The organism is Nocardioides cynanchi, from assembly GCF_008761635.1.
GTDB classification, from domain to species: Bacteria; Actinomycetota; Actinomycetes; order Propionibacteriales; family Nocardioidaceae; genus Nocardioides; species Nocardioides cynanchi.
This window is the reverse complement of sequence record NZ_CP044344.1, coordinates 2,286,471-2,308,908: the sequence shown is the minus strand read 5'-3', so window position 1 is coordinate 2,308,908 and position 22,438 is coordinate 2,286,471. Positions and strand designations below refer to the sequence as shown.

General features: G+C 69.5%; 15 protein-coding genes. 14 read left to right on the top strand and 1 reads right to left on the bottom strand.

Features of this window, described 5'->3' with window-relative positions:
* The first annotated feature begins 269 nt into the window (after window positions 1-269).
* From E3N83_RS11100 to E3N83_RS11065, 8 genes are all read left to right on the top strand, one after another.
* On the top strand, window positions 270-1,838 hold the full coding sequence (locus E3N83_RS11100) for a DUF3375 domain-containing protein (RefSeq protein WP_151083319.1): 1,569 nt from the start codon (window positions 270-272) through the stop codon (window positions 1,836-1,838).
* On the top strand, window positions 1,835-2,674 hold the full coding sequence (locus E3N83_RS11095) for a DUF4194 domain-containing protein (RefSeq protein WP_202879203.1): 840 nt from the start codon (window positions 1,835-1,837) through the stop codon (window positions 2,672-2,674). The genes E3N83_RS11100 and E3N83_RS11095 overlap by 4 nt, the downstream gene beginning before the upstream one ends.
* Before the next feature lies 1 nt (window position 2,675).
* On the top strand, window positions 2,676-6,176 hold the full coding sequence (locus E3N83_RS11090; protein ID WP_151083318.1) for an ATP-binding protein: 3,501 nt from the start codon (window positions 2,676-2,678) through the stop codon (window positions 6,174-6,176).
* Between the two features lie 42 nt (window positions 6,177-6,218).
* A complete protein-coding gene (locus tag E3N83_RS11085; RefSeq protein ID WP_151083317.1) occupies window positions 6,219-7,454 on the top strand; it encodes a DUF3322 and DUF2220 domain-containing protein in 1,236 nt (411 codons plus the stop codon).
* Window positions 7,455-7,886: 432 nt separating this feature from the next.
* The gene (locus E3N83_RS11080) at window positions 7,887-8,258 is read left to right on the top strand and encodes a hypothetical protein (protein WP_151083316.1); all 372 of its coding nucleotides are present in this window, start codon (window positions 7,887-7,889) and stop codon (window positions 8,256-8,258) included.
* An 86-nt stretch (window positions 8,259-8,344) separates the two neighbouring features.
* The gene (locus tag E3N83_RS11075) at window positions 8,345-9,025 is read left to right on the top strand and encodes a DUF5919 domain-containing protein (RefSeq protein WP_151083315.1); all 681 of its coding nucleotides are present in this window, start codon (window positions 8,345-8,347) and stop codon (window positions 9,023-9,025) included.
* 209 nt (window positions 9,026-9,234) lie between these two features.
* Complete coding sequence (locus E3N83_RS11070) at window positions 9,235-11,259, top strand: ATP-dependent nuclease (RefSeq protein WP_151083314.1); 2,025 nt, start codon at window positions 9,235-9,237, stop codon at window positions 11,257-11,259.
* On the top strand, window positions 11,259-12,791 hold the full coding sequence (locus tag E3N83_RS11065) for a UvrD-helicase domain-containing protein (RefSeq protein ID WP_151083313.1): 1,533 nt from the start codon (window positions 11,259-11,261) through the stop codon (window positions 12,789-12,791). The genes E3N83_RS11070 and E3N83_RS11065 overlap by 1 nt, the downstream gene beginning before the upstream one ends.
* Before the next feature lie 104 nt (window positions 12,792-12,895).
* On the opposite strand, the gene E3N83_RS11060 is transcribed toward E3N83_RS11065, so the two are convergent.
* The gene (locus E3N83_RS11060; protein ID WP_151083312.1) at window positions 12,896-13,591 is read right to left on the bottom strand and encodes a toll/interleukin-1 receptor domain-containing protein; all 696 of its coding nucleotides are present in this window, start codon (window positions 13,589-13,591) and stop codon (window positions 12,896-12,898) included.
* A 691-nt stretch (window positions 13,592-14,282) separates the two neighbouring features.
* Between E3N83_RS11060 and E3N83_RS11055 the strand changes: the two genes are divergently transcribed.
* The 6 genes from E3N83_RS11055 (at window position 14,283) to E3N83_RS11030 (ending at window position 22,376) form a co-directional block, all read left to right on the top strand.
* Window positions 14,283-14,468, top strand: coding sequence for a hypothetical protein (locus E3N83_RS11055; protein WP_151083311.1), 186 nt, complete (start codon window positions 14,283-14,285; stop codon window positions 14,466-14,468).
* On the top strand, window positions 14,465-15,421 hold the full coding sequence (locus E3N83_RS11050; RefSeq protein ID WP_151083310.1) for a bifunctional DNA primase/polymerase: 957 nt from the start codon (window positions 14,465-14,467) through the stop codon (window positions 15,419-15,421). The genes E3N83_RS11055 and E3N83_RS11050 overlap by 4 nt, the downstream gene beginning before the upstream one ends.
* A 162-nt stretch (window positions 15,422-15,583) precedes the next feature.
* Window positions 15,584-16,462 carry an ABC transporter ATP-binding protein gene (locus tag E3N83_RS11045; protein ID WP_202879202.1) on the top strand — a complete coding sequence of 293 codons (879 nt, stop codon included), beginning with the start codon at window positions 15,584-15,586 and terminating at the stop codon, window positions 16,460-16,462.
* A complete protein-coding gene (locus tag E3N83_RS11040; RefSeq protein ID WP_151083309.1) occupies window positions 16,459-17,163 on the top strand; it encodes an ABC transporter ATP-binding protein in 705 nt (234 codons plus the stop codon). Before E3N83_RS11045 ends, E3N83_RS11040 begins: the two co-directional genes overlap by 4 nt.
* 6 nt (window positions 17,164-17,169) lie before the next feature.
* Window positions 17,170-19,296 (top strand): hypothetical protein, encoded by a 2,127-nt coding sequence (locus tag E3N83_RS11035; RefSeq protein WP_151083308.1) that lies wholly within the window; start codon window positions 17,170-17,172, stop codon window positions 19,294-19,296.
* A complete protein-coding gene (locus E3N83_RS11030) occupies window positions 19,293-22,376 on the top strand; it encodes an ABC transporter permease (protein WP_151083307.1) in 3,084 nt (1,027 codons plus the stop codon). Before E3N83_RS11035 ends, E3N83_RS11030 begins: the two co-directional genes overlap by 4 nt.
* Window positions 22,377-22,438 lie beyond the last annotated feature (62 nt).

Below are 22,438 nucleotides of genomic sequence, written 5' to 3'. Positions count from 1 at the left end.
ACGGTGCCCTCGTGTGCCAAGTTGGCTGAATTGGAGTGTTGGCACACGAAACGCACCGCTTGCGCCTGGAATCTACCGCGCCCAGGCCTTGGCCCGACTCTGTTCCGCCGGCGTCACCCGAGAGGAGCCGAAGGCTGACTGCCGGAGGTTGCACGCCCGCGTCGCCGGGGAGAGCGAAAGCGCGCGGCTGTCGGCGGTTCGTGTAACAGTGGCCTTCGCGCTCGGGCGCCGGCGGACCCAGTCCCCGAGCTGAACGGGGAAAGGAAGACATGAGCGACATTCCGGGGGAGCTTGAGCGCGTCCGCGGCGCGTTCGAGCAGCCCACGCTCACCCTCCTCCACCAACGCCAGGCGCCGGTCATCATCGCCATCTTCCGGTCGTCATTCGGCCGCGACACCCGCTTCGTGCCGGCCGCCCGACTCCACGACCAGGTCGACGCCTATCTGACCGAGCTCCGGCTCGCCGGACTTGCCGAGCTCCCATCGGGCGCCGGCCGAGACCTATGCCTGCGATGGATGCGCGGCCGCTGGCTCGTACGCAGCACCGACGAGACCGGCGCCGAGGTCTACTCGCTAACGTCCCACGCCCAAGACGCCCTCGCCCTGGTCAAGAGCCTCACCCGCGAACGGGCCAGCCTCAGCGAGCACCGGATCTCCACGATCTTGTCCGCGGTCCGCCGATTTAACGCCGAAGCGAACCCCGACCCACGCGCCCGCGTCGAGATCCTGGACGCCGAGATCGCCCGGCTCACCGCCGACCGCGACCGCATCACCCAGGGCGCCGAGCTCACCCCCGTGACGCCCGACTACATGCTCGAGGGTTACACCGAGCTCCTCGGGCTGGTCGCCGGCCTCCCCAGCGAGTTCGCTCGCGTCGAAGAAGCGTTCGGCCGGATGCGCTCGGACATCCTCGCCTCCTTCCGAGCCGAGAGCAGGTCCGCCGGCCAGGTCATTGACGACTACCTCGAACGTGCCGACAGGATCCAGACGGCCACCCCCGAAGGCCGCGCGTTCGCCGGCGCGTTCACCCTGCTCCGCGACGAAGAGCTTCTGCTGCAGCTCCGCGAAGACCTGACCGCCCTCGTCAGCCACCCGCTAGCCGGAGAAATCCTGCTCGACCACGACCGCCGTGAGCTCCGCGGCACCGTCGCGCTGATCCGGCGCGGCATCGACGACGTGCTCGCCCAACGCAGCCGCGTCTCGGCCACGCTGCGGGAGTACATCGTCACCCACGACATCACCCGCGACCGCGAGCTCGACGACACCCTCCGCAAGCTCGAAGCCGAGCTCGACACGTGGATGGAGACCGCTGGCCCCCGCGCCCACGTCCCCCTGCCGCTGCTGCCGGCCCGCGTCGACGTCAAGCACCTGCGCGAGAGGTTCCACGACCCCGCCAACGAGCTCGCCCCGGCTCCGCTCCAGGAGCTGGCCGACGAGCTCCCCGAAGCGCTGTCCCTCGACGAGCTCCGCCGCCAGGGCGGGCCCACCCTGGAAGCTCTCCTGGGCTCCTTGATGGCAGCCCTCACCGACCCGGATGCACGCGCCTCTCTCGGTGCCATCTTCGACGCCCTCGACACCGACATGCGCCGGCCCGTGGAGATCCTCGGCCTCCTCCACCTCGCCACCAACTACGCCGAGCTCCAGCAGGAGCCGCATGCTGACGAGAGCTACCGCGCCATCCGGCCCGACGGCACCGAACGCGACTTCGTGCTCCCCAAGCTCCATCCCACCCTCGACAACCCGGACGAGCCGCACGCGCAGATTGACCCGGACGCAGGCGGCGGCGCAGGCACCGATGCGTCGACCGATCGTGACTACTCGGAGGTGACAGCCTCATGACTGACCAGCACACCGACCTTGACCTCCACGCCGTCGGGGCGGTCTCGCCAGCCGACCCAGCTGACTCGTCGGCCGACCCGGACGAGGTCACCGGCGCGGCCGAGACGACGGGCGAGTCGATGGGCAGCGGGGACGACGCCTACCTCGACGACCTCGACCAGTCGACCCTGGCCCTGTGGGAAGGCGATGAGGGAACCCTTGACGTCGCGGCCCGCAGGGCGCTGGTCGTGCTCCTGAAGAATCGGTTCATCAGCGCGCAGACCCACGCCCGCGAGTGGAAGGCCCTGCTGGAACACCGTCGCCTGATCCGGGCCCGCCTCAACGACCTGTTCCTCGACCTCCACCTCGACCTCGACCGCGAGGTCGCCTACAAACGACAGGTCGTCCCCGAAGGGTCCGGCCGGTACCCGACCCTGCTCTACGACGCCCCGTGGGGACGTGAGGACACCATCCTGCTGGTCTTCCTCCGCACCCGGCTCCGCAGCGAACAGGCATCCGGCGCCGACCGGGTCTTCGTCGACCGCGAGGAGATGCTCGAGGCCATCACCGAGTACCGGCCCGAGCACGCCACCGACGCCGCCGGCGACGCCAAGCGTGCCGCGAAGGCCATTGAGACCGTCTACAAGGCCGGCCTCTTGATCGGACCGAGCACCGGCGACCGGTTCGAGGTGAGCATCGCCATCGAGGTCCTGCTCCCGCTCGAGCGCCTCCAAGACCTCCTGCGGTGGCTAATGGACCAGAACGGGACCGACCCCGAGTCACCCGACAGCGAGGGCAACAGCAGGCAGGGCGACGACGTCGCCGAGCAGCTCGAGTCGGCTGTGGAGGTGAGCTGACGTGACCACCTCCGACGTCACCACACCCGCGCTCAGCCACGAGGAAGTCGACCAGCCTGCCCCCGAGCCCCCCACTGAACCCGCCGCCGAACCCGCCAGCGGGCTGGTCTTGCAGCAGCGTGACCTGCGCGAGACCGGCGAGCGGACAGTCCAGTGGCGCGCCGAGACCTTCCAGCTCGTCAACTGGGGCGGCTTCGAAGGCCGGGTCAGGTTCCGGTTCCACCCCGGAGCAACGCTCATCAGCGGCGCGTCCGGCACCGGGAAGAGCACCCTCCTCGATGCCTACATCGCGCTGATGATGCCGGCCGACACCCCATTCAACGGCGCCTCCAACGACGCCGTCACCGGACGAGCACGCGGCGCCGACCAGCGCAACCTCCTGTCCTACCTGCGCGGCAAGACCGACACGGTCACCGACAACGACGGCCGCGCCGTCGACCACATCCTCCGCGGCCAAGGCCAAGACTCCTGGGGCGCGGTCGGCATGACGTTCGTCAACGACCACGGCCAGCACTTCACCGCCCTCCGCGCTTACTACGTCCCCGCCCGGGCGACCCGCACCAGCGACATCCTCATGCGGATGGCGACCCTCGACGACGACATCGACCTCGCCGACCTCGAAGCCCTGCTCGGCCAGTCCTTCGCCCCCAAGGCGCTGCGCAACGCGTTCCCCGGCCTGCGGAACCACGACAGCTACGCCTCGTTCGCCAACAACCTCTATACCCGGCTCGGCATCGGAGCCAACGGCGACGGCGCCAAGGCCCTCAAGCTCCTGGTCCGTATCCAGTCCGGCCACCAGATCCGGACCGTCGACGAGCTGTTTAAGGAGATGGTCCTCGAACGGCCCGCCACCTACGAGACCGCCGACAGCGCCCTCCGGCACTTCGACAGCCTCGAGGCTTCCTACCTCGCGATGCAGACCGAACAGCAGAAGGCCGACCTGCTCGGCCCGGTCACCGAGATCCACGACAACCTGGTCGCCGCTCAAGACGAACTCGAGACCATCGACACCGTCGGCCTCACCTGCGACGGCGACACCCCGCTCAAGCTGTGGACCCTTTACACCGAGGACCGGCTGCTCGGCCTCGCCGCCGAAACCAACAAGCAGGCCGGGCAGGAGACGGGCGACCAGCTCGACGCCGCGAAGTCCGCCGAACGCGTCACCCACGAGCTCCTCGAGCAGACCAAGAAGCAGCATCGCGACAGTGGCGGGGAGACCCTCGAGCTCCTCGGCCTCGACATCGCCCGCGCCACCGAAGCCCGCGACCAGCGCCTGGCCCGCCGCCACCAGCTCGTCGGAGCCACCGCCGCGATCGACACGCCGTTCGGCACCGCCGACGACTTCGCCCAGGCTCGGCAGAAGGCAGCTGAGTTCGAGGGCGCCTACCCCAAGCGCAGCGAGAATCTCGGACGGCAACGAGACGAGGTCGTCCGAGGCGAGTTCCCGCTTCTGGAACGCCGGCGCGACCTCACCGCCGAACGCTCCAGCCTCGAAGGCCGCGCCGGTCGCGTCCCCAAGCACCTCGACGACATGCGGGCCGCGGTCGCCGAAGCCGCCGGCATGGACCCCGCTGACCTTCCGTTCCTCGCCGAGCTCATCGACATCCCGGCCGACGAGTCCAGGTGGCGCGTCGCCATCGAGACGGTCCTGGGAGCCTCCGCCCGGCAGATGCTCGTCCCCAAGGACCGGTTCGAGCAGTTCTCCGCAGCCATCGACCCGCTCCGCCTCCGCGGACGGCTCACGTTCGTCGGCGTCCCCCTCGAGACCGACCACGGCCAGAACGCCGGTGACACGACCGGTGACTCGACCAAGATCGCCGGCAAGCTTATCTTCAGGGACACCCCGTTCACTGCCTGGGTCCGCCGCCACGTCAGCGACCCCGGCCGGAACGCCCGCTGCGTCGAGACCAGCGACCAGCTCGCCGGCGTCCGGATGGCAGTCACCCTCGCCGGCCAGACCCGCCAGGGGATGCGTGGCAGCCACGGCCGCAGCGACGTCTCCAACATCATCGGGTTCAGCAACGAAGACGCGATCGCCGACATCGACGCCGAGCTGGCCGACATCGAACGACAGCTCACCGAGCTCGACCAGGCCAAGGGCGCCGTAGACGCACAGATCCGGCAGCTCGACCGGCTCCGCACGGCCTACGACGCGCTCGGTCACTACACGTTCGCCGAGATCGACGTCGACGGCGCCGCGGAGACTATCCGGCAGCTCGAAGCGGACCGCAAGCGCATCCTAGACGCCGACGACAAGCTGCAGGAGCTCCAGGCTCGCATCGACTCCCTCGACGGTGACCTCGAGGAACGACGCCGGGCCCGCATCCGGCTCACCGACCGTCGCGACCAGCTCGCCCGGGAGCAGGAGACCTTGGTCGACCGACAGGACGAGGTCACCAACGACGTCATCCGCATCGAGGACCGGGAGTCCGTCGAGCTCACCGACGCCCAGCGGGAACGCCTCGACACAGCGTTCAAGAAGGCTGCCGCGCCCGCCGACCCCGACAACCTCGACGAGTTCGTGCCCAACCTCGTGCGTCTGAAGTCGAGCCTGACCGACGCCGTCGCAACCGCGGAACGGACCGTAAAGTCCTCCACCGCCGAGCTCGAGCGGATCTTCGCCCAGTACCAGCTGCAGTGGGAGGACCCCAACCTCAGTCGGACGGTCGAGTCCTACTCCGACTACGCGCGGATCCTCGACCACATCGTGTCCACCGGCCTCCACGAGCGTCGTCTCGTGTGGCGCCAGCGGCTCACCGAGTGGAGTGGCCAGGATCTCGTCCCGCTGTACGGGGCGATGCGGTCAGCGGTCCAGGAGATCGAGGAGCGGCTCCACCCGATCAACGACATCCTGGCCGGGCTGCCATTCGGCGCGAACAGGAACCGGTTGCGCATCCACCTGCGCACCCTCATCCGCGAGGACGTCCAGGACTTCACCCGACAGCTGCGCAGGCTGTCCTCCGAGGCGACCCGCGAGCTGCCCGAGAAGGAGCTCGAGACCCGGTTCAAGCAGCTTCAGCAGTTCATGAGCCGCATCCGACGCCGCGAAGACCCGCGGTACAACCCCGAGCTCGCCGACCGCGACCGGCTCCTCGACGTACGCCGCCATGTCGAGATAACTGCCGAGCGTTACGGCAGCGACGGACAGACCCTGTCCACGCACTCCGCGCTCGGAGGCAAGTCCGGCGGTGAGAGCCAGGAGCTCGTCGCGTTCATCGTCGGCGCCGCCCTCCGGTTCCGCCTAGGCGACGAAGAGCGCGCCCGCCCCAGGTTCGCGCCGGTCTTTCTCGACGAGGGGTTCGTGAAGTCCGACGCCGAGTTCGCCGGCCGCGCCGTCCAGGCGTGGAAGGGCCTCGGGTTCCAGCTCATCGTCGGAGCGCCCCTGGACAAGGTCACCGCCCTCGAACCGCACATGGACGAAGTCCTCGCCATCACCAAGAACACCGAGACCGGCTACTCGTTTGTGCACCGGCTCCGCGACCCCATGATGAGCACCCAGTGAGCATCGAGTGAACGGCCGACAGCCCCGCCCGGAGACCGTGCGGTGAAGACACCCGACCGGATCCTCGCCGACGTACGCCGCCGACTGGACCGAACCTGGGCTGCCGCACTGGCCGGCACAGGCGGCATCGACGGCTCCGATGGGGGAGCCGATGAGGCAGCGTGGCCGCATGCGTTCCCCGTGGGCCAGCCCAGCTCACGCGACCTCGGCTCCGACTTTCCCGCGGCCGTGCGCGACGTCGCCGGCTGGCGCGACTGGGCGGCCACGCATGACGCGACCCTGCGTTACCGCAGCCGCGTCGTGCTCGGCACGCCGCAACAGTTCCCGACTCACCTCGAGGTCCCAGACCTCGACTCGGCGGCGCGACTGTGCGGACCGCCGTGGCCCGAACGCCTCGCACGCGGACGCGACCGGCTAGCGGTCCTCACTGAGCGGTACCCGCACCTGACCGAACCGAGCCGCGTGGTCTCGAGCGTCGACTCGTACAGCCCGCTCGACTTCGGCCTGCTGTGCCGGGCGGCGGACTGGTTCGCGTCTCGCGGCCCCGCCGAAGGCCGGCCTCGGCTCACGCCACGGCAAGTACCCATCGAGGGACTGCACGCCAAGTGGCTCAACACCCGCCACGCACTCGTGCGTGAACTCGCCGGGATCGACGACCTCGGACTCCTCCCACCCCACCAGGCTCGAATCCACTTCACCTACCTCGACCCGGACTACCGAGCGCGCGGCGGCCGCATCCACGACAGCGCGACCGTCGGCGATGCGGTCACCCTGCCGTACCAGCCCAAGATCGTGGTCATCTCCGAGAACAAGGACACCGCCATCCACTTTCCGCCGGTGTCCGGTGGCGTCTCGATCGAAGGGATGGGCCGCGGCGGGAACACCGCCGCAGCCTTCGACTGGCTCGTCAACGCCCCGGCGCTGTTCTATTGGGGCGACATGGACGCTGACGGCCTGGAGATCCTCGACGGATTTCGCGCCGCCGGCGTCGCGGCAACCTCGCTGCTCATGGGCACTGCCGACTACGACACCTGGGAACGGTTCGGCACCAACCACGACCCGCGCGGCCGGCCGCTCGCGCCACGCAACCCGCGCCCCACGCCCCATCTGACCGCCAACGAGCTCGCGCTCTACCAGCGCCTCATCTCCCCCGGCTGGACCCGTCATCGCCGCATCGAGCAGGAACGCATTCCGCTCGATAGTGCTGCCCAACAGCTGCATAGGGTGGTTTGCGATAACGGTCAGCCCTCACGGTCGGTCCTAGATGCTCAGCACTGACGTCAGGCGAGTTTGGCACCCATTGCCTTGCTCGGGATTCGCAGCAACGACAACCGATGACGGCGGAAAGACGCACACAGGGCCTCCGCGGCTGCGGAATGTCGGTAGAGGTGACATGCTCCGATCTCCGCATAGAAGATGGGAGCGAGCATGAAGGACGCGTTTGAAGTCTTCTGCCGAAAGACTGAGCAAACCCTCGCTGAACTCGTCGCTGATGGCCATGGCTCTCTGCTCAATTTGGCTGGCGCGCATGACGCGGCCTGGCATCCCAATGGATTCCTGGTGTTCGAACTGGGAGTACGCGGGCCCGGAATGTTGCGCCTACACATCTGGCCGACTGGACCACGTCAGATGCGAGGTGCAACCGCCCACCTGCATACGCACGTCTGGGACCTGTACTCGAGAGTGTTGGTAGGTCGCTACACGGAACGCATGTACGAGGTCGCCCCTAATGACGCAGACGGTGCCCGCGAGTTCCAGGTCGCTCGTATCGACTACGCCCGGGACCGAAACACGCTGACAGATTACGCTGTTGGACACCTACGGCCTGAGCGTGTAGTCAATGCCGAGGCTGGTGAGTTCCACGCAGTCCAAGCTGGGGAGGTTCACGAAACACTCATTGTCTCGGAAGCATACGTCGCAACGTTGCTGATCGTGTCGCCTCCACGCCTCGACGAGGCCCTGATCTACTCAGATAAGCTGCTTCCAGCAGCTGAGCACGTCCGTCGAGTGCTGAGTCGGGATGAGCGGGACGCAGTTCTAGATGAGTTGCAGTACAAACTCAGCATGGAGGCGGGAACATGAGCTCTGGACCCGGTCCGCTTCGACGCCTGCTCCGTTGGTGTGCAGCCGACATACGAAGCGGCAAGACAATCGACCTATGGCTACTGATGGCCGCTGCGGCCGTGTTCACTGTCTTGGGCGCGACCGGCGTCACCAGTGTGCAGACGCTCAGTTCGGTTGTACTCGCCCTCCTCGCAATTCTGGCCATCTCCCAACTTCGGGGCCGCGAGGAAACGCGTGCGTTGATCTCTTCTTGGCGGCGCAGCCGGACGGACCTGTTTGAAGCTTCCTTTCCCGACTCCTACTACTACGCTCGAGCGCGCGCGGGGCACTCTTATTGCTTCGCGGGGATGACGATGCAGAGGACGCTTCCAACGATGCGCGTCGATCTGGAGAGAATCCTCGCGAACGGCGGCTCGGTGCGCCTCCTCCTGCCGGATCCCGACGATGAAGTGTTGATGTCGATGGTGGCCGCGAGCCGACAGAACACCACGACGCCACAGCGTGCCGCCGAACTCATACGACAGGCGTTAATGGAAATGCGAACGATTGGTCCTGGGAAGAGGGCAGAGGTCCGAGTCACCTCGGTACTTCCACGCGTGGGTCTCAATGTAATCGACGCAGACCAACCGGGCGCTTTCGTGATGGTCCAGATGTATCAGCTCCGCCCTCGGACCGAGCCGGGACCGATCTTCGCTCTAACGACTCATGATGGTCACTGGTTTCACCACTTTCGCGATGAGTTCGAGCACGTGTGGGCCGAAGGGCGAGAGTGGCAAAGCGACTAGCAGCCACCGCACTCTGGAGGCGGTGGCGCCTTTCGGCCCACGCGCGGAGAAATGGGCAAGCATCCCGGCGGGTAGGCGCGTGATATGTATGTCGACTCCAGAAGGGTTGCTGCGACTGAGCGCCCCGAGGCGCTGTCCTTTGCCGTCGGCGGGTTTCGCGTTGCGCCAGCGCTCATCGTGGGAGCCTGCATGGGGGCCGGCGCGGCGAGGTGCCGCACTACGCCCGAACGACGTTCTCAATCAGAATCGAGGCTGCCGTGCACCTGCGGAGGGTCACTGTCGACGGGTTCCGGGCCGCCGCAAGGGCTCCGCTGACCGTGGAATTCCCGGGGCGATTCGGCCTCTTGGTCGGGGCGAATGGCGCGGGCAAGACGACCGTCAACGATGCGATCTACTGGGCACATCGCGAACGGTTCCCGCGTCTGCAACCACCCGATGCTGCGGTACTCGGTCCGGCCCCCCGGAGGGTCTCGATCGAGTACCAGCTGGAGACCGACCCGGCTCACGAGGGGGCTCTGGGCACCTTCCTGACGTCGATCGGCGGCGGTGCCCCTGCGTGGACACGCACCCTTGAGCGCTCCCTAGGCCGGGTCCGCGCGACGGAGATCGACTCGTTGGTCGACGGTCACGAGCTGACCAGGTTGGTGTACTTGCCGGCGCTGCGGAATCCGGTGGATGAACTGTCTCGGCGCGAAGCGAACGTCCTCGTGGAACTGCTCCGCGCCGAGCAGAAGCGCAACCCCTCGGCCGGATCCCTGCAGGGCGTCCGGGCCAAGGCTCAGGACCTGCTGGGCAACTTGACCGCGCTGAACCTGGTCAAGGAGGTTCAGGGGCGCATTGCGGACAATCTCAGGACCCTGACCGCCGGCGTGCAGGAGCACCACGCGTTCATCGGGACCCAACGTGTCGACGACCAGTACCTCGCGCGCGTACTCGAGCTACTGCTCGCAACCACTGCCAGCATGACCGACGCTCGACGCCTGGAAGCATCAAGCCTGGGCTACGTGAATCTGCTTCACATCGCGGTCACGCTCGCTGGGGTACCAGACCCTGCTCTTGCACCGGCCCCTTCAACACCCGTACCCGTGGCACCTGTGACACCGGGGGCCGGGCAAGGTCCGCCTGGCCAGGTTCCGCAGCCCGACGACGTTCCGGACAGCCCGGAGGAGGCGCAGGCTCGACTGGACGAGGCCGAGGCGGCGGCTGCTGAGGAACAGGACTCCTTCTACCCTTCGCTGTTCCACGCCACGGTTCTCATCGAGGAGCCGGAAGCGCATCTGCATCCGCAACTTCAGCACGGCCTCACCCGGTACTTGCGATCGACCGTAGCCGAACGTCCGGATTTGCAGGTCATCGTGTCGACCCACGCCGGCGACATCATCGCTGCTGCCAGGCCGAACGAGATGGTGGTCGTGCGACGCGACGCGACCGACGGCGTTGTCGCTCGACTCATGGCGAACATCCCTTGGGACGTGGACCTCGGCAAGAAAGTTCGCCGGATGGCGGAGTTGCACATGGACGCGAGCCGGTCAGGGGCGCTGTTCGCGGAGCGGCTGGTGCTGGTGGAGGGCATCACTGAAGCCGCGCTGCTTCGGGCGTTCGGGCGGGCATGGGCCGCCGGAGACCGCGCAAGACTGGCGTTCATCGACGCCCTGGCGATCGTGCCGATCGGGAACCGGATCGGCGAGTGGCCTGTTCATCTGCTGGCTGAGCCCGGGTTCGAGCTCGCTGCACAGGTGGCGGTCCTGTCTGACACCGACAACCGGCCCGAGAACCCCGGCGACCCGATGCCCGGGCCAACACCGCCCGCATGGCAGCAGAAGTTCGACACCTCTGACCATGTGGAGTGGTTCTGGTCCAAGCCCACCTTGGAACCAACCCTGGTCGCCGGCAACGAGACCCTCGTGACCGAGGCCATGAAACGCATCGGCAAGGACCTCGGCGAGACCCCCACGCTGGAGAACGTCGACGCGTTCTTCGCTAAGAAATCGAACCGGAAGTTCAAGGGCGAGTTTGCCTTCGAGCTGGCCGCCTTGGCTGACGAGAACCAAGCCAACCTCGAAGTTCCGGACCAGCTGCGCGAGCTGTTCGACTGGCTGTGGGAAGGCCACGCCCCGGTGCCTGAGACGCCTCCGGTGGACCCAGCGGCGCCGGTCGCCGAGCCGATCGTGGACGGCGAAGCAGCCGACCATCCCGCGATCGGCCGCCGGGACGCCGGTGGCGGCGAGGACTGATGGCAGTTCGGCTCACTAGCGAGCAAGTTCTCGCGGCAGCCTCGGAGGCGACGCTGGTCAACATCATCTCGGGACCTGGGTCTGGCAAGACGACCGTGGCCGCGGCGCGGTTCGGGTACCTGCATCACCGAGACCCCGACGGTCGCCGCGGAGTTCTCGGCCTCAGCTTCACTCGCTCAGCCGTGGGCGAGCTGCGATCTCGCATCACCGCTCGGTGGGGACACCACGCGACGGAGCTGCCCAATCTCGTGACGACCTTCGATGACTTCCACGTACGGGTTCTGCACCATCTGCTCGATCTTGGGCTCGCCACTTGGCCGGGAGGCCACCGGCGCCTCGACGTCATCGACGACTTCAGGGGGATCGACAGCGACTATAGGTGGCTCATTACCGGTAGCTACAGGAGGTACGCCGGCTGCGGCCCAGACGGCGTCATCACGAGCCTCTCTGAGCGGATCTCCAAGCCGAAGTTCGGATTCGGCAAGAAAGGTCCCCACCTGGCCGTGCTCGGAGGCGGGACCTCAAGCCACGACGACGTACGCCGTGCCCTCCGGACGGTGCTCAAGAACGTGCCCGGCTCCCGCGACGCGGTCGTCGCCTGGCTCGCCGCCAACTACCGACACGTGGTGGTCGACGAGATCTACGACGCCGACGAGCTCGACATCTTCATCTGCATGTGCGTCGCAGACACCACTACCGCGACCCTCACCTTGGTCGGCGACCCGTGGCAGGCGCTCTACGACTGGCGTGGCGCAACCCCGGAGAAGGTCGGGAAGTACCTCCTCGACAACTACCCATTCACACCATACGAACAGCCCCAGTCTTTTCGCTTCGCCACCGAGCAGACCATCGAACTCGCGCGAGCTCTGCGAGCGGGGGAGGGCGTTGCGCTGCCGCCAGTTGCCAGCACAGCGACCGACGTCGCGCTCGGCAGGAACTGGACAACGTTGTGGACGGTCGGCGACAACGTGCTTCCGCTCGCGTTCCGAACCGTGGGCAACCGCATCGACGCGGCACTGAATCTGCTCCTCGACGAGGTGACCCGCACGAAGCTGGGTCGGAAGTCCTTCGGCAGGCAGTCCGCGCTGGTCCACCTCGGTCTGCCGGAAGAAGGGATCGAGCAGATCATGCTCGAGCACTTCCGTCCCATCCTCACGGAACTCGTCGCCGGCCTGTCTGCCGTCGATGCACTTGAGCGGGTGCGGGACACGGCAGAGGCGGTGAGCCCGAAGTCGCGTCCGAGCAAACTCAGAGCGAGCGCTGAGGAGCAGCGAGCACAAGAGGTCGAGCGCTTGCGGCGCAGGCTCACTCGCGTTGACCTCATTCCTGGGCTCACCGTCCACCAGGCCAAGGGTTGTGAATGGCCTCGGGTGGGCGTAGCCCTCACCGCTGCACATGAGACGGCACTCGCCACCGGACTGACGAACGCGCAGGAAGAGGATTGCGTGGTCTACGTGGCGCTGACCCGGGCGAAGAACCTCTGCGGCTATTTGGCGCACGAGGACGAGCTCGGCTTTGGTGGGGACGACTAGGCGTTGTATCCCACGCGTTCTTGACGCGTCGCCGTGTCTGGATCCGCCGAGATTCGTGCATCCGGCTGGCGCCCCATGGCCAACCGGACGGCTATCCGAGCTGCCTAAACGGTGACCAGTTCGGCGATCTTCTTGGCGATGTCTTTCATGGAGTCCTCTGCCGTGCTCAACCCGTTGCGTGAGCCAAGGAGTGGGCTGACCGAGCGAATCTCGTCGTACGTAACGCCGTGCGCGACTGGAATCAGCAGGTCGCGAGACAGCAGCTCTGATAGCTCCTTCTCGGACACCCCGCCGCTCTCGATCCGCCGGAGGAATGCGGGAGTGATAAGGACGAGCCCGATGCGCGTCTTAGCCAAGCCCTTGTCGATCTCTCGCATGAACGGCTGACCGAGGATGATGTCCTTCTCGCTGAACCAAACCGATACGTCCTCGGCTTCGAGGAGGTTGTGCAGATCGGTAGCCGTCTCGCGCCGGTCGTCCCACGCGTGACAGAGAAACAGGTCGTACGACTCGGCTCGCGGTCCTACCGCCTCGACCTTATTGCGATAGCGGTCCAGCGCCGCAACTTCTTCCGCGGTATAGGTAACGGGCGAGGCTACCGGCGACCATCGAGGGCGCGCGGATCGGCCGCCACCGCCTCCGCTGGAGGAACCGCCACTCCTGGGGGTCGGGGTGGCCGACGAGTAGTGGGACGGAGGCGAGTAGTAGGACCGGTATGACGACCGTCCCCGACACGCGGGGCAGTTGGCGGCACCGCTTGACGTGCAGTGGCCTTCGCGAGGAGCTGTGCATTGGGCCATGCCTCGAGACTACGAGCGACCACCGACAGTTGGAGGCGTCCACGTCGCGTGACATGGACGCTAGTTCCCGCCGAGCGCCTGCCCGAATCATTCTGGGCGGTTCGACCGCTGTCTCGCCGGGGGTTGCACGGGCGCAGGTTCTGGCCTCGCACATGCGGCGTCGGCGATGGGGTGCGGCCCGCCCAAGGGCTCGCGCAGCTGTGGTTTCACCATCGCGAAGTTCCTTGAGGGCGCCGGGAATAGGTTCGGGATGACGTGCCGTTGTGCGGAGTGAGGCGGTTCACGACACGAACCTGTAGCTCGCTCTACTGCTGGAACGGTGGAGTGGCGTCCCAGACGTCCGACGATCAACCGCGCAACCCGCGCGGAATCCTGCTAGCGGGCGGCTAGTCCTGAGCCAGTCGAGGCTCCCCAGTTACCACTGGGTGATCGAGAGCACGAGGCGCTCGATCGGAACGATCTCCCTGGGGTGTTTCCTATGCCCTGTACTGCCTCTTGCAGCCGCGCCGTCGAGCCTGCTGACCCGATCAGGGTCGATTACGACCAGTCCCGCGCCCCGAGCTGTCTCCCGGGGTTCTCCTCGGCCGGGGACTCCTACGGAGCAGTCGTCGCCATCACGACCAGCTACGGGACGCGTTGCTACTCCCAAGGCGCCTACACCCTCGAACAGGCGGGCGCCTGGTTCCTGGGTATGTCCAGGGCCGCGGCGTACAAGGCAGCCGAGGAGGGCCGCATCCCGACGGTACGGATCTCCGAGCGTCGGCTAATGGTGACAGCCGGGGCGCTCGACCAGCTTCTGTACCCCGATGACTACCGGGTCACCCTGAGCGGCGCCGACGCCGGGACCGCCGCCACCCAGCTGGGGGTGGCGGTGTGAAGTCCACGACGACCAACACCTCGCGGCCGACAATCTACGACCATCTCGTGTCGGACGAGCCGCGGACACAGGCAGCGATGACTCGCCGCTCTCCGCGTGCGAAGGTGTGCGTGGACCCTGCGTTCTCCTATCTCCGGCTCAACCGCCGCAACACCCCTATGGACAAGGGGTTTGGGAGGACAGGGCTCTTCGCGCACGAGCGTTATCCCGCTAAGGAGATCCGCGACCACGCGGCGCGTGGCGGGAACCTCGGCGTCCGCACCGGCAAGCAGAGCAGCTGTTTCGTCCTGGACGTGGACCCCCGAAACGGCGGCGACGAGTCCCTCCAGCGGCTCCTCGCACGTCACGGCGACCTCCCGGCGACGTACACGGTCCGTTCGGGAGGCGGAGGACGCCACTACTACTTCCGGCTCCCCGACTTCGACGTCGCCAGCGGCACCCACCTGCTCGGGCCCGGGCTTGATGTGAAGGGCGAGGGCTCCTACGTCGTGGCTCCCGGCAGCATCCATGCACGCAGTGGGGCCTTGTACGAGGTCGTCGACGACTCTCCCATGGCGCAACCTCCGGACTGGCTGGTCGAGCAGCTGCGGCGACGCTATGAGCACAAGCAGTCCAAGTCCGGTCTCAGAACGGGCACCAGGGCGGTCGCCAAGGCGGCGCAGCCCGAGACTTGCTGTGAGGCGGTGGCGCGGACGGCCATCAAGCAGATTGCCAAGACGATGGACAAGCTCGGCGCCCTTCCCGATGGGAGGGGCATGACCATCCGCGGCAAACGGCGGACCTGGGATGACGGCTACTACATCCTCGCGTGCAGGTTGGTCGAGATTGCCACCTGGCCGCATGCATCGGTCAGTCTGGACGAGGTGGAGAGGCTCTACTTCGACCACGTTCGATCGGCGGGATTTCGGGTCGAGGCGCAACCGAACGGCGTCTCGGGGTGTCTGTGTAGGTGACCAGGGCGTGGATCTCGACGTGGACATCGATTTGGTCACGAGTACGACGCGACGCTTGCCCCGACACCGACCGACGGCTTGACTGCCGGAGGCCGACCTCGGGAACCGGTCACCGGCGGTGATGATCGGGGCGCGGCGGGCGCGTGCCGAGGAGGGGGAGCCGTGGAAGCCGTGGAAGCCGTCGCCGAGCGGACCGGCGGGCTCTCCGTGCGCTGCCAGGGCCTGGTCCACCTCTACAAGACCTTCGAGGGCCACGACGTCGTGGCCCTCCAGGGTGTCGACCTCAGCGTGGAGGCCGGTGAGCGGGTCGCGTTCCTGGGCCCGAGCGGCTCGGGCAAGTCGACGCTGCTCACCCTCTTCGGCGGCATCCAGCGCCCGAGCGCGGGCCGGATCTTCCTCGGTGACGAGGAGATCTCGCGGATGAGCGAGCGTCAGCTCACCCGGGTCCGGGCCTCCCGGGTCAGCACCATGCTCCAGGGCGCGACCCGCAACCTGCTGCACTACGCCACCGCCCGTCAGAACCTCCGCTTCAGCCGGGCCGCCAGCAACGACCCCGACCGCACGCTCGGTGACGGCGAGCTCCTGCGCCGGGTCGGCCTCGAGGCCATCGGCGACCACGTCGTGTCGGGGATGTCGGGGGGTGAACGGCAGCGCCTCGCGCTCGCCTGCAGCGTCACCAGCGCCCCGCAGCTGCTGCTGGCCGACGAGCCCACCAGCCAGCTCAGCCACGAGGACCGCGACCACATGCTCGAGCTGATCCACGGGCTGGGCAACGACTTCGGCACCACGATCCTGGTGGTCACCCACCAGCCCGAGGTGGCCGCCACCTTCCCCCGCACAGTCACCATGCGCGGCGGGCGGGTCGGCATGGAGGGGCGGGCCGGCGCGGAGTACGTCGTGGTGGGGGCCGAGGGCGTGGTGCACCTCCCCGCCCACATCGCCCGCGACTGGCCCCAGGGCACGCTGGTCCGGATCGAGCCCGAGCAGCACGACAAGCTGCTGCTCAGCCGGCCGGCCGAGGGCGAGGTGGACGTCCCGTGAGCCAGACCGCGCGTCCGGCGGCGGTCGGCAGCGGGGAGCCCGCCCTCGGCGAGCTCGTGCTCGAGGACGTGTCGCTCAACATCGCCGGTCGCTGGGTGGTGGAGCGGATGAGCCTGGCGTTCCGTCCCGGCGAGGTCACCTCCCTCTCGGGTCCGTCGGGCTCGGGCAAGACCACGCTGCTGTCGATCGCCGGGGGGATCCTCAAGCCCACCACCGGCTTCGCGTCGTACGCCGGCGCGCACATGTGGCAGGGCGACGGCGACCCGCGGCACGAGGTCGCGTTCGTCCTCCAGGTCTACGGCCTGGTGCCGATCCTGAGCGCCCGGGAGAACGTCGCGATCGCGCTCCGGGCGCGAGGCGAGCGGCCCCGGGAGGCCGACGAGCGGGCCGATCTCGAGCTGGCCCGCTTCCACATCGGCGACCTCGGCGACCGCCAGGTCGAGGAGCTGTCGGGCGGCCAGATGCAGCGGGTGGCCTGCGCCCGGGCCTTCGCGGTGTCCCCGCAGATCCTGCTGGCCGACGAGCCCACCAGCGAGCTGGACGAGGGCAACCGGGAGCACGTGATGGACCACCTCCGCGCCGAGGCCGCGCGCGGGGCGATCGTGGTCGTGGCCACCCACGACCCCGCGGTGGTCGAGGCGGCGGACCGGCAGCTCGTGCTCGACGAGGGTCGCCTGGTCGCGCCCGACGGCGCTCTGTAGGCCGGCGTGCTCCTCCGCAGCATCCGGGCCCACCTGCTCACGTCCTGCGCCACCCTGGCGCTCGCCCTCGTCGTCGGTGCCGGCGCGGTCGGGGTGACCGGGGCGGCCCGAGTCGGCCACACCCCCGGCGCGGTCGCGGCGATGCTGGCGCTGTACGGCGCGGTGGCGCTCGCCGAGCAGACGGCCCGGTCCACGGCAGCGCGCGCCCACGACGTCGCGCTGGCGCGGCTTCGGGGGATGACCGGCGTCCGGTTGGTCGCCTTCGCAGCGTCACCGCTGCTTGCGATCTGCCTGGTCGGCATCGGTGTCGGCTCGGCGGCCGGCGTCCTGCTGGCCGGCCGGATCGCCGACTCCTGGCACACGTCGTACTCCCTGGGCACGCGGGAGGTGGTGGTCGCGGTGGCCCTGCTCCTGGGTGCCTGGCTGACCGTCGTGCTCGTCGCCGCGGGGTCACTGCGACGGCCGCTGACCGACGCGATCTCGGTACAGCCCCGGCGCCGGGGCGACCCGCTGCTCGCCAGGTTCCTCGAGATCCTGGTGGTGGCCGCCGCCGTACTCGCCGTCTACGAGGCCCGGACCGGCAGCCACAGCTGGGTGCCGGTGATCGCGCCCGCCCTGGTCGCGCTCGCCGCCGGCCAGGTGGTGACCTGGCTGGTCACGCTGACCCCCCGCGCCGGCCGGCGGCTGGGTCTCTCGCTGACGAGCCGTCGGCTGCGGCGCGACCCCGATCCCGGCTCCGTCCTGAGGATCATGGTGGCGGCCGCCGTGCTGCTGGCCGTCACCCTGACCGGCAGCAGCGCGGCGTCATCCTGGCGCCTCGACTCGGCGCACCTGCGGGCCGGCGGCCCGACCGCGGTCCCCTTCACCGCCGGCGGTCTCCGGGCCTACTCGGCGTCGCACGACGCCGACCCCGACGGCCGCTGGCTGATGGCCGAGGTGGCCGTCGACGACCTCTCGCCGGTGTCGCGACGGGTGTTCGTGGACGCGCAGCGCTGGCCGGCGGTGGTCGGCGACTACTTCGGCGGCACCAGCGCAGCCGCGGTGGCCGACCACGTCCCCGACCTCGCCGGGCAGGCCGACCCGGTGATCCTCCGGGGTGCCGCGGTCGGGGCGCGGGTGTCCGGGCTGGCCCGCGGGCAGGGGCTCGTGCTCAAGGTGGAGTACACCAGCGACGCCGGTTACCCGAAGTCGGTCCGGCTCACCGTCACCCACGACGGCTCGGCCTCCGGGCGGCTGCCCGACTGCCGCGTCGGCTGCTCGCTGCTGAACGTCACCGCGCGCGGTGACGCGGCCCGGGTGGAGCAGGTGACGGTCGGGACCACGACGCTGCTGGCCGGCCCGACGGCTTACCCAGGGGGCCGCACCGCGACGCTGGTGGCGGCCATGACCGGGGTCCCGGCCGTCCAGCGGGCCCTGACCACCGGTGGCATCCGGCTGCGTCGCACGATGCCCGGGCTCGACGGCACCTCGCCGGAGGTGACCGTGCTCGGGACCGTCGGCGCGATCCCGCTGCTCGGTCGCTACGGCTCCCTGCTCGACCTGTCACGGGTGCTGCGCGGCGCGGTCGGCACGGTCGCGGCCGGCCGCGCGTTCGTGGTCGCGCGGGCCGACACCCCCGGGGCGGTGCTCGCGACCCTGCACGCCGACGGCGGTGGTGCCCCCACGTCGTACGACCGGGCGCTGGGCGTCCTGTCCGACACCCCGCAGGCCCGCGGCGACACCCTCGCGCTGCTGGTGTCCCTGGGAGTCGCGCTGGTGGCGCTGACCCATCTGGGGGCGTGGCTCGCCGGCCAGCTGTCGCGGCGTCGAGCCGAGGTGGCCGGCCTTCGGGTGGCGGGCGTCGGGCCACGCGCCGTCCGGGGTGCCTACCGCGTCGAGGCGTCGGTGCTCGGCCTGGTCGTCCTGGTCGGCTCCACGCTCGCCGCGGTGGCCACGACGCAGGTCCTGCTGCGCCCGATGCGGCTGGTCGGCGGTTGGGCCGAGGCGCCGCCGGTCGACCTCTCCCTGCGGCCCGAGGTGCTCGTCCCGAGCGTCGCCGGCGTGGCCGCGGTGGTCGTCCTGGGGTGCTCGGTGGTCTTCACCAGGTTCGGCCGTGCTGCCCGGCCGTCCGCCCTGCGGAGCGCGGACCGATGAGGGGCCTGGGCTGGCTGGTCGCCACGAGCCTGCGCGGGCTGCGGTCCCGCTGGGTGCTCAGCCTGGGGTCGCTGCTGCTGACCACGATCGCGATCGCGTCGGCGGTCGTCGGCCCGAGCTACCAGGGGACTGCTGCCAACTCGTTCGTCATCTCGCAGCTCGCGGCGCAGCCCCTGATCAACACCGGCCTCACCTACGACTACCGCCCGGCGCACGGGCAGACCATCGACTCCGCCGTTGCCACGGGCGTCGACCAGGCGCAGCAGGAGTCGGGCCCGGCGTTCCGGCCGGGTCACGCGATCGTCTGGCAGCCGCTGGCGGTCTTCGTCGCGCCCGGAGTCATCCCCCCCGGCGCCCAGCCGACCCTGGTCTCGACCCCGGGGGCCTGCACCCACGTCGCGCTGAGCGGACGCTGCCCCAGCGTGCCCGGGGAGATCGCGATGCTGGCCGCAGACGCGCACACGCTGGGCCTCCACCTCGGCAGCAGGTTCAACCCCTACCACGAGCCCGCACCCTTCACGGTGGTCGGCATCTACCGGCCGCGTCCCCAGGACGACGTCTTCTGGTTCGGCTCGGGCCGGCTCGAGACGATCCCGGCGGCCCAGGGTCAACGGCCCGCGCCGGCGCGGCTGGCCCCCTGGTTCACCGCCCAGGCCGGCATCGAGCTGCGGCACGAGCCCTGGCACGTGACCGTCGACCAGCAGCTGGTGATCGACGGGCACCTGTCCCCGACGGACGTGATGCTGGCCAGTGCCCGGGTCCGGGCGCTGACCCAGGCGGCGGCGCACAACGGCCTGCTGACCGGGATGAGCCTCGAGTCGGGCAACGAGCTCCCGGCCACGGCTCGCCAGCTGCTCAACCGCCGCGGCGTCGCGCGCTCGACCGTCGCGCCGGCGGTGCTCTCGCTGATCCTGGTCGCCCTCGTGCTCCTCTCGCGCCTCCTGTCCGCCGCCATGGTGCTGCGCCGCGGCGAGCTCGCCCTGGCGTCGTTGCGCGGCTACCGCCGTCGGCAGCTGTGGTTCCTCGGCATGCTCGAGCCCTTGCTGATCCTGGCCGCCGCCACCCCGCTGGGGGTCGGGCTCGGCTATCTCGGGTCGCGGGTCCTCGCTCACCGCTGGCTGGTCCCGGGGCTGCCCGTGCCGTTCGTGCTGGCCGGCGGTCTGGCCGTGCTCGGGGTGGTCCTGGTCACCGCGGTCGTGGCCGCGGTCGTCGTACGCGACGCCGTGAACGAGCCGCTCAGCGCCCAGATCGCCGGAGTCCGGCGCCCGGCCAAGGCCAGTCGCTTCCTGGTCATCGTCCGGCTCGCCCTGCTCGCGGCCGCGGTCGCGGCCCTGGTGACCGCGGCCAGCCGGAGCAAGCCCCGGGCCCCTGACGCCACCGACCTGGCGCTGCCGATGCTGCTCGCGGTCGCGGCCGGCCTGCTGAGTGGGCTGGTGGTGCTGGGCCTGGCCGGTCTCTGGGTCCGCTGGTCGGCCCGCCGTCGCGCCCTGTCGTCGTTCGTCGCGTCCCGCACGGTGCGCCGCAGGCGCGAGGGCACCCTGGTGATCCTGCCGGTGACCGCGGCCCTGACCGTGGCCGTGTTCGCCGTCGGCGTCTCGATGGCCGCCTCGACCTGGCGGGCCAGTGCCGCCGCGACCGAGGTGGGCGCCCCCCTGTCCTACCCGACCTCGCTGCCGCTGGCCCGGGCGGTCGGGCTGACCCACGAGCTCGACCCGGACGGCCGCTGGCTGATGGCGGCCGGGGTCGACTTCCCCCATGCCGACGAGGCCTCCTCGTTGCCGCTGCCGCGGATCGTCGTCGACACCACCCGGCTGGCCCGGGTCGCGTCCTGGCCCTCGCAGTGGACGCCGGGGATGTCGGCAGCCGACGTCGCCCGCGCACTCGGCCCGCGCCCGTCGGTGGTGCTGCGTGGCTCGCGCCTGACCATGACCGTCGACAACCACGTACGCGGCGAGTTCCACGACCTCGGGTTCGAGCTGAACCTGATCGACGACAACGGCGTCCCCCGGCTGGTCGACATCGGGCCCTTCGCTCCGGGCACGTCGACCTCGTCGGCCCGGCTGCCGACGTGTGTGAAGGGCTGCCAGCTCGAGACGATCAGCATCGGTGGCCCGGCCGCCCTGGTCGAGGCGATGCACGGACACGCCACCATCTCGCAGTTCGACGTCGACGGCTCGCCGGTCCCGCGCACCCTCGACCGGCCCTGGCACACGACCCCGTCCCAGGTGGGCACGCACACGGCGGTGGTGGGCCAGCCGCAGCTGAGCAACCGGCAGCTCACCGTCCGCGTCCGCGCCCGCTCCTCGTCGTCGTACGCCGGCATCAGCCCGGCCGGCGTCCCTGTGAACGTGCCGGTGCTCTGGGGCCGCCTCGCCACCCCGGTGCCGGAGATCCCGACCGGGGCCTCCGGCCTGTTCCGGGTGCAGTCGGTCGGCACGGCCGAGTCGCTGCCGTTCCGGGGGCCGTCCGGGATGATGATCGACTACACGATGTTCGCGCGCAGCGCGTCGCAGTTCAACAGTTTGGCCACCAACTTCATCTGGGCACGCGCGGACACCCCGCGGTCGGTGCTCGACCAGCTCGCCGCGCACGGCCTCGGCCACGCCGACACCGAGGTGGCGGCCAAGCACCTGCTCGACCAGGACGCGTTCGCCCTGGCGCTGCGACTCTACGTCGTGGTCACCGTGCTGGTGATCCTGCTCGCCCTGGCCGGCCTCGGTGCGAACCTCGCGGTCCAGCTCCCCGCGCGGCGCCGGGATGCGGCCTCCCTGCGGGTCGTGGGCGTAGGCCGGCGCGCGGTGATGCTCGGGGTCGTCGAGGAGTTCCTCGTCGTGCTCGGTGCCGCCGCGCTGGCCGGGGTGGCGGCCGGTGCCGTGGCGCAGTACGTCGTGGTCCGGACCGTGACCCTCGGCTTCGCCGACTCCACCATGACGCCGCGGGTGCTCCCGTCGTTCGACCTGACCAAGGCGGTCACGCTCAGCGGTGCCGTGCTGGTCGTCCTGCTCGTGGTGGCGACGGCGTTCGCCAACCTGACCGTACGCGGCGCGCGCACCTCCTCGCTGCGCGAGAACGCCCGCTGACCCCGCCCCCTCGGCCCCGGCCCTCGCCAGCTCGGCCCGCGGGGCGTGAAACCGGGATGCAC

Coding starts and splice junctions, on each gene's coding strand:
- E3N83_RS11100 (WP_151083319.1), top strand. CDS start 270: ATGAGCGACATTCCGGGGGAGCTTGAGCGCGTCCGCGGCGCGTTCGAG.
- E3N83_RS11095 (WP_202879203.1), top strand. CDS start 1,835: ATGACTGACCAGCACACCGACCTTGACCTCCACGCCGTCGGGGCGGTC.
- E3N83_RS11080 (WP_151083316.1), top strand. CDS start 7,887: ATGTACGAGGTCGCCCCTAATGACGCAGACGGTGCCCGCGAGTTCCAG.
- E3N83_RS11075 (WP_151083315.1), top strand. CDS start 8,345: ATGGCCGCTGCGGCCGTGTTCACTGTCTTGGGCGCGACCGGCGTCACC.
- E3N83_RS11065 (WP_151083313.1), top strand. CDS start 11,259: ATGGCAGTTCGGCTCACTAGCGAGCAAGTTCTCGCGGCAGCCTCGGAG.
- E3N83_RS11060 (WP_151083312.1), bottom strand. CDS start 13,591: ATGGCCCAATGCACAGCTCCTCGCGAAGGCCACTGCACGTCAAGCGGT.
- E3N83_RS11055 (WP_151083311.1), top strand. CDS start 14,283: ATGTCCAGGGCCGCGGCGTACAAGGCAGCCGAGGAGGGCCGCATCCCG.
- E3N83_RS11030 (WP_151083307.1), top strand. CDS start 19,293: ATGAGGGGCCTGGGCTGGCTGGTCGCCACGAGCCTGCGCGGGCTGCGG.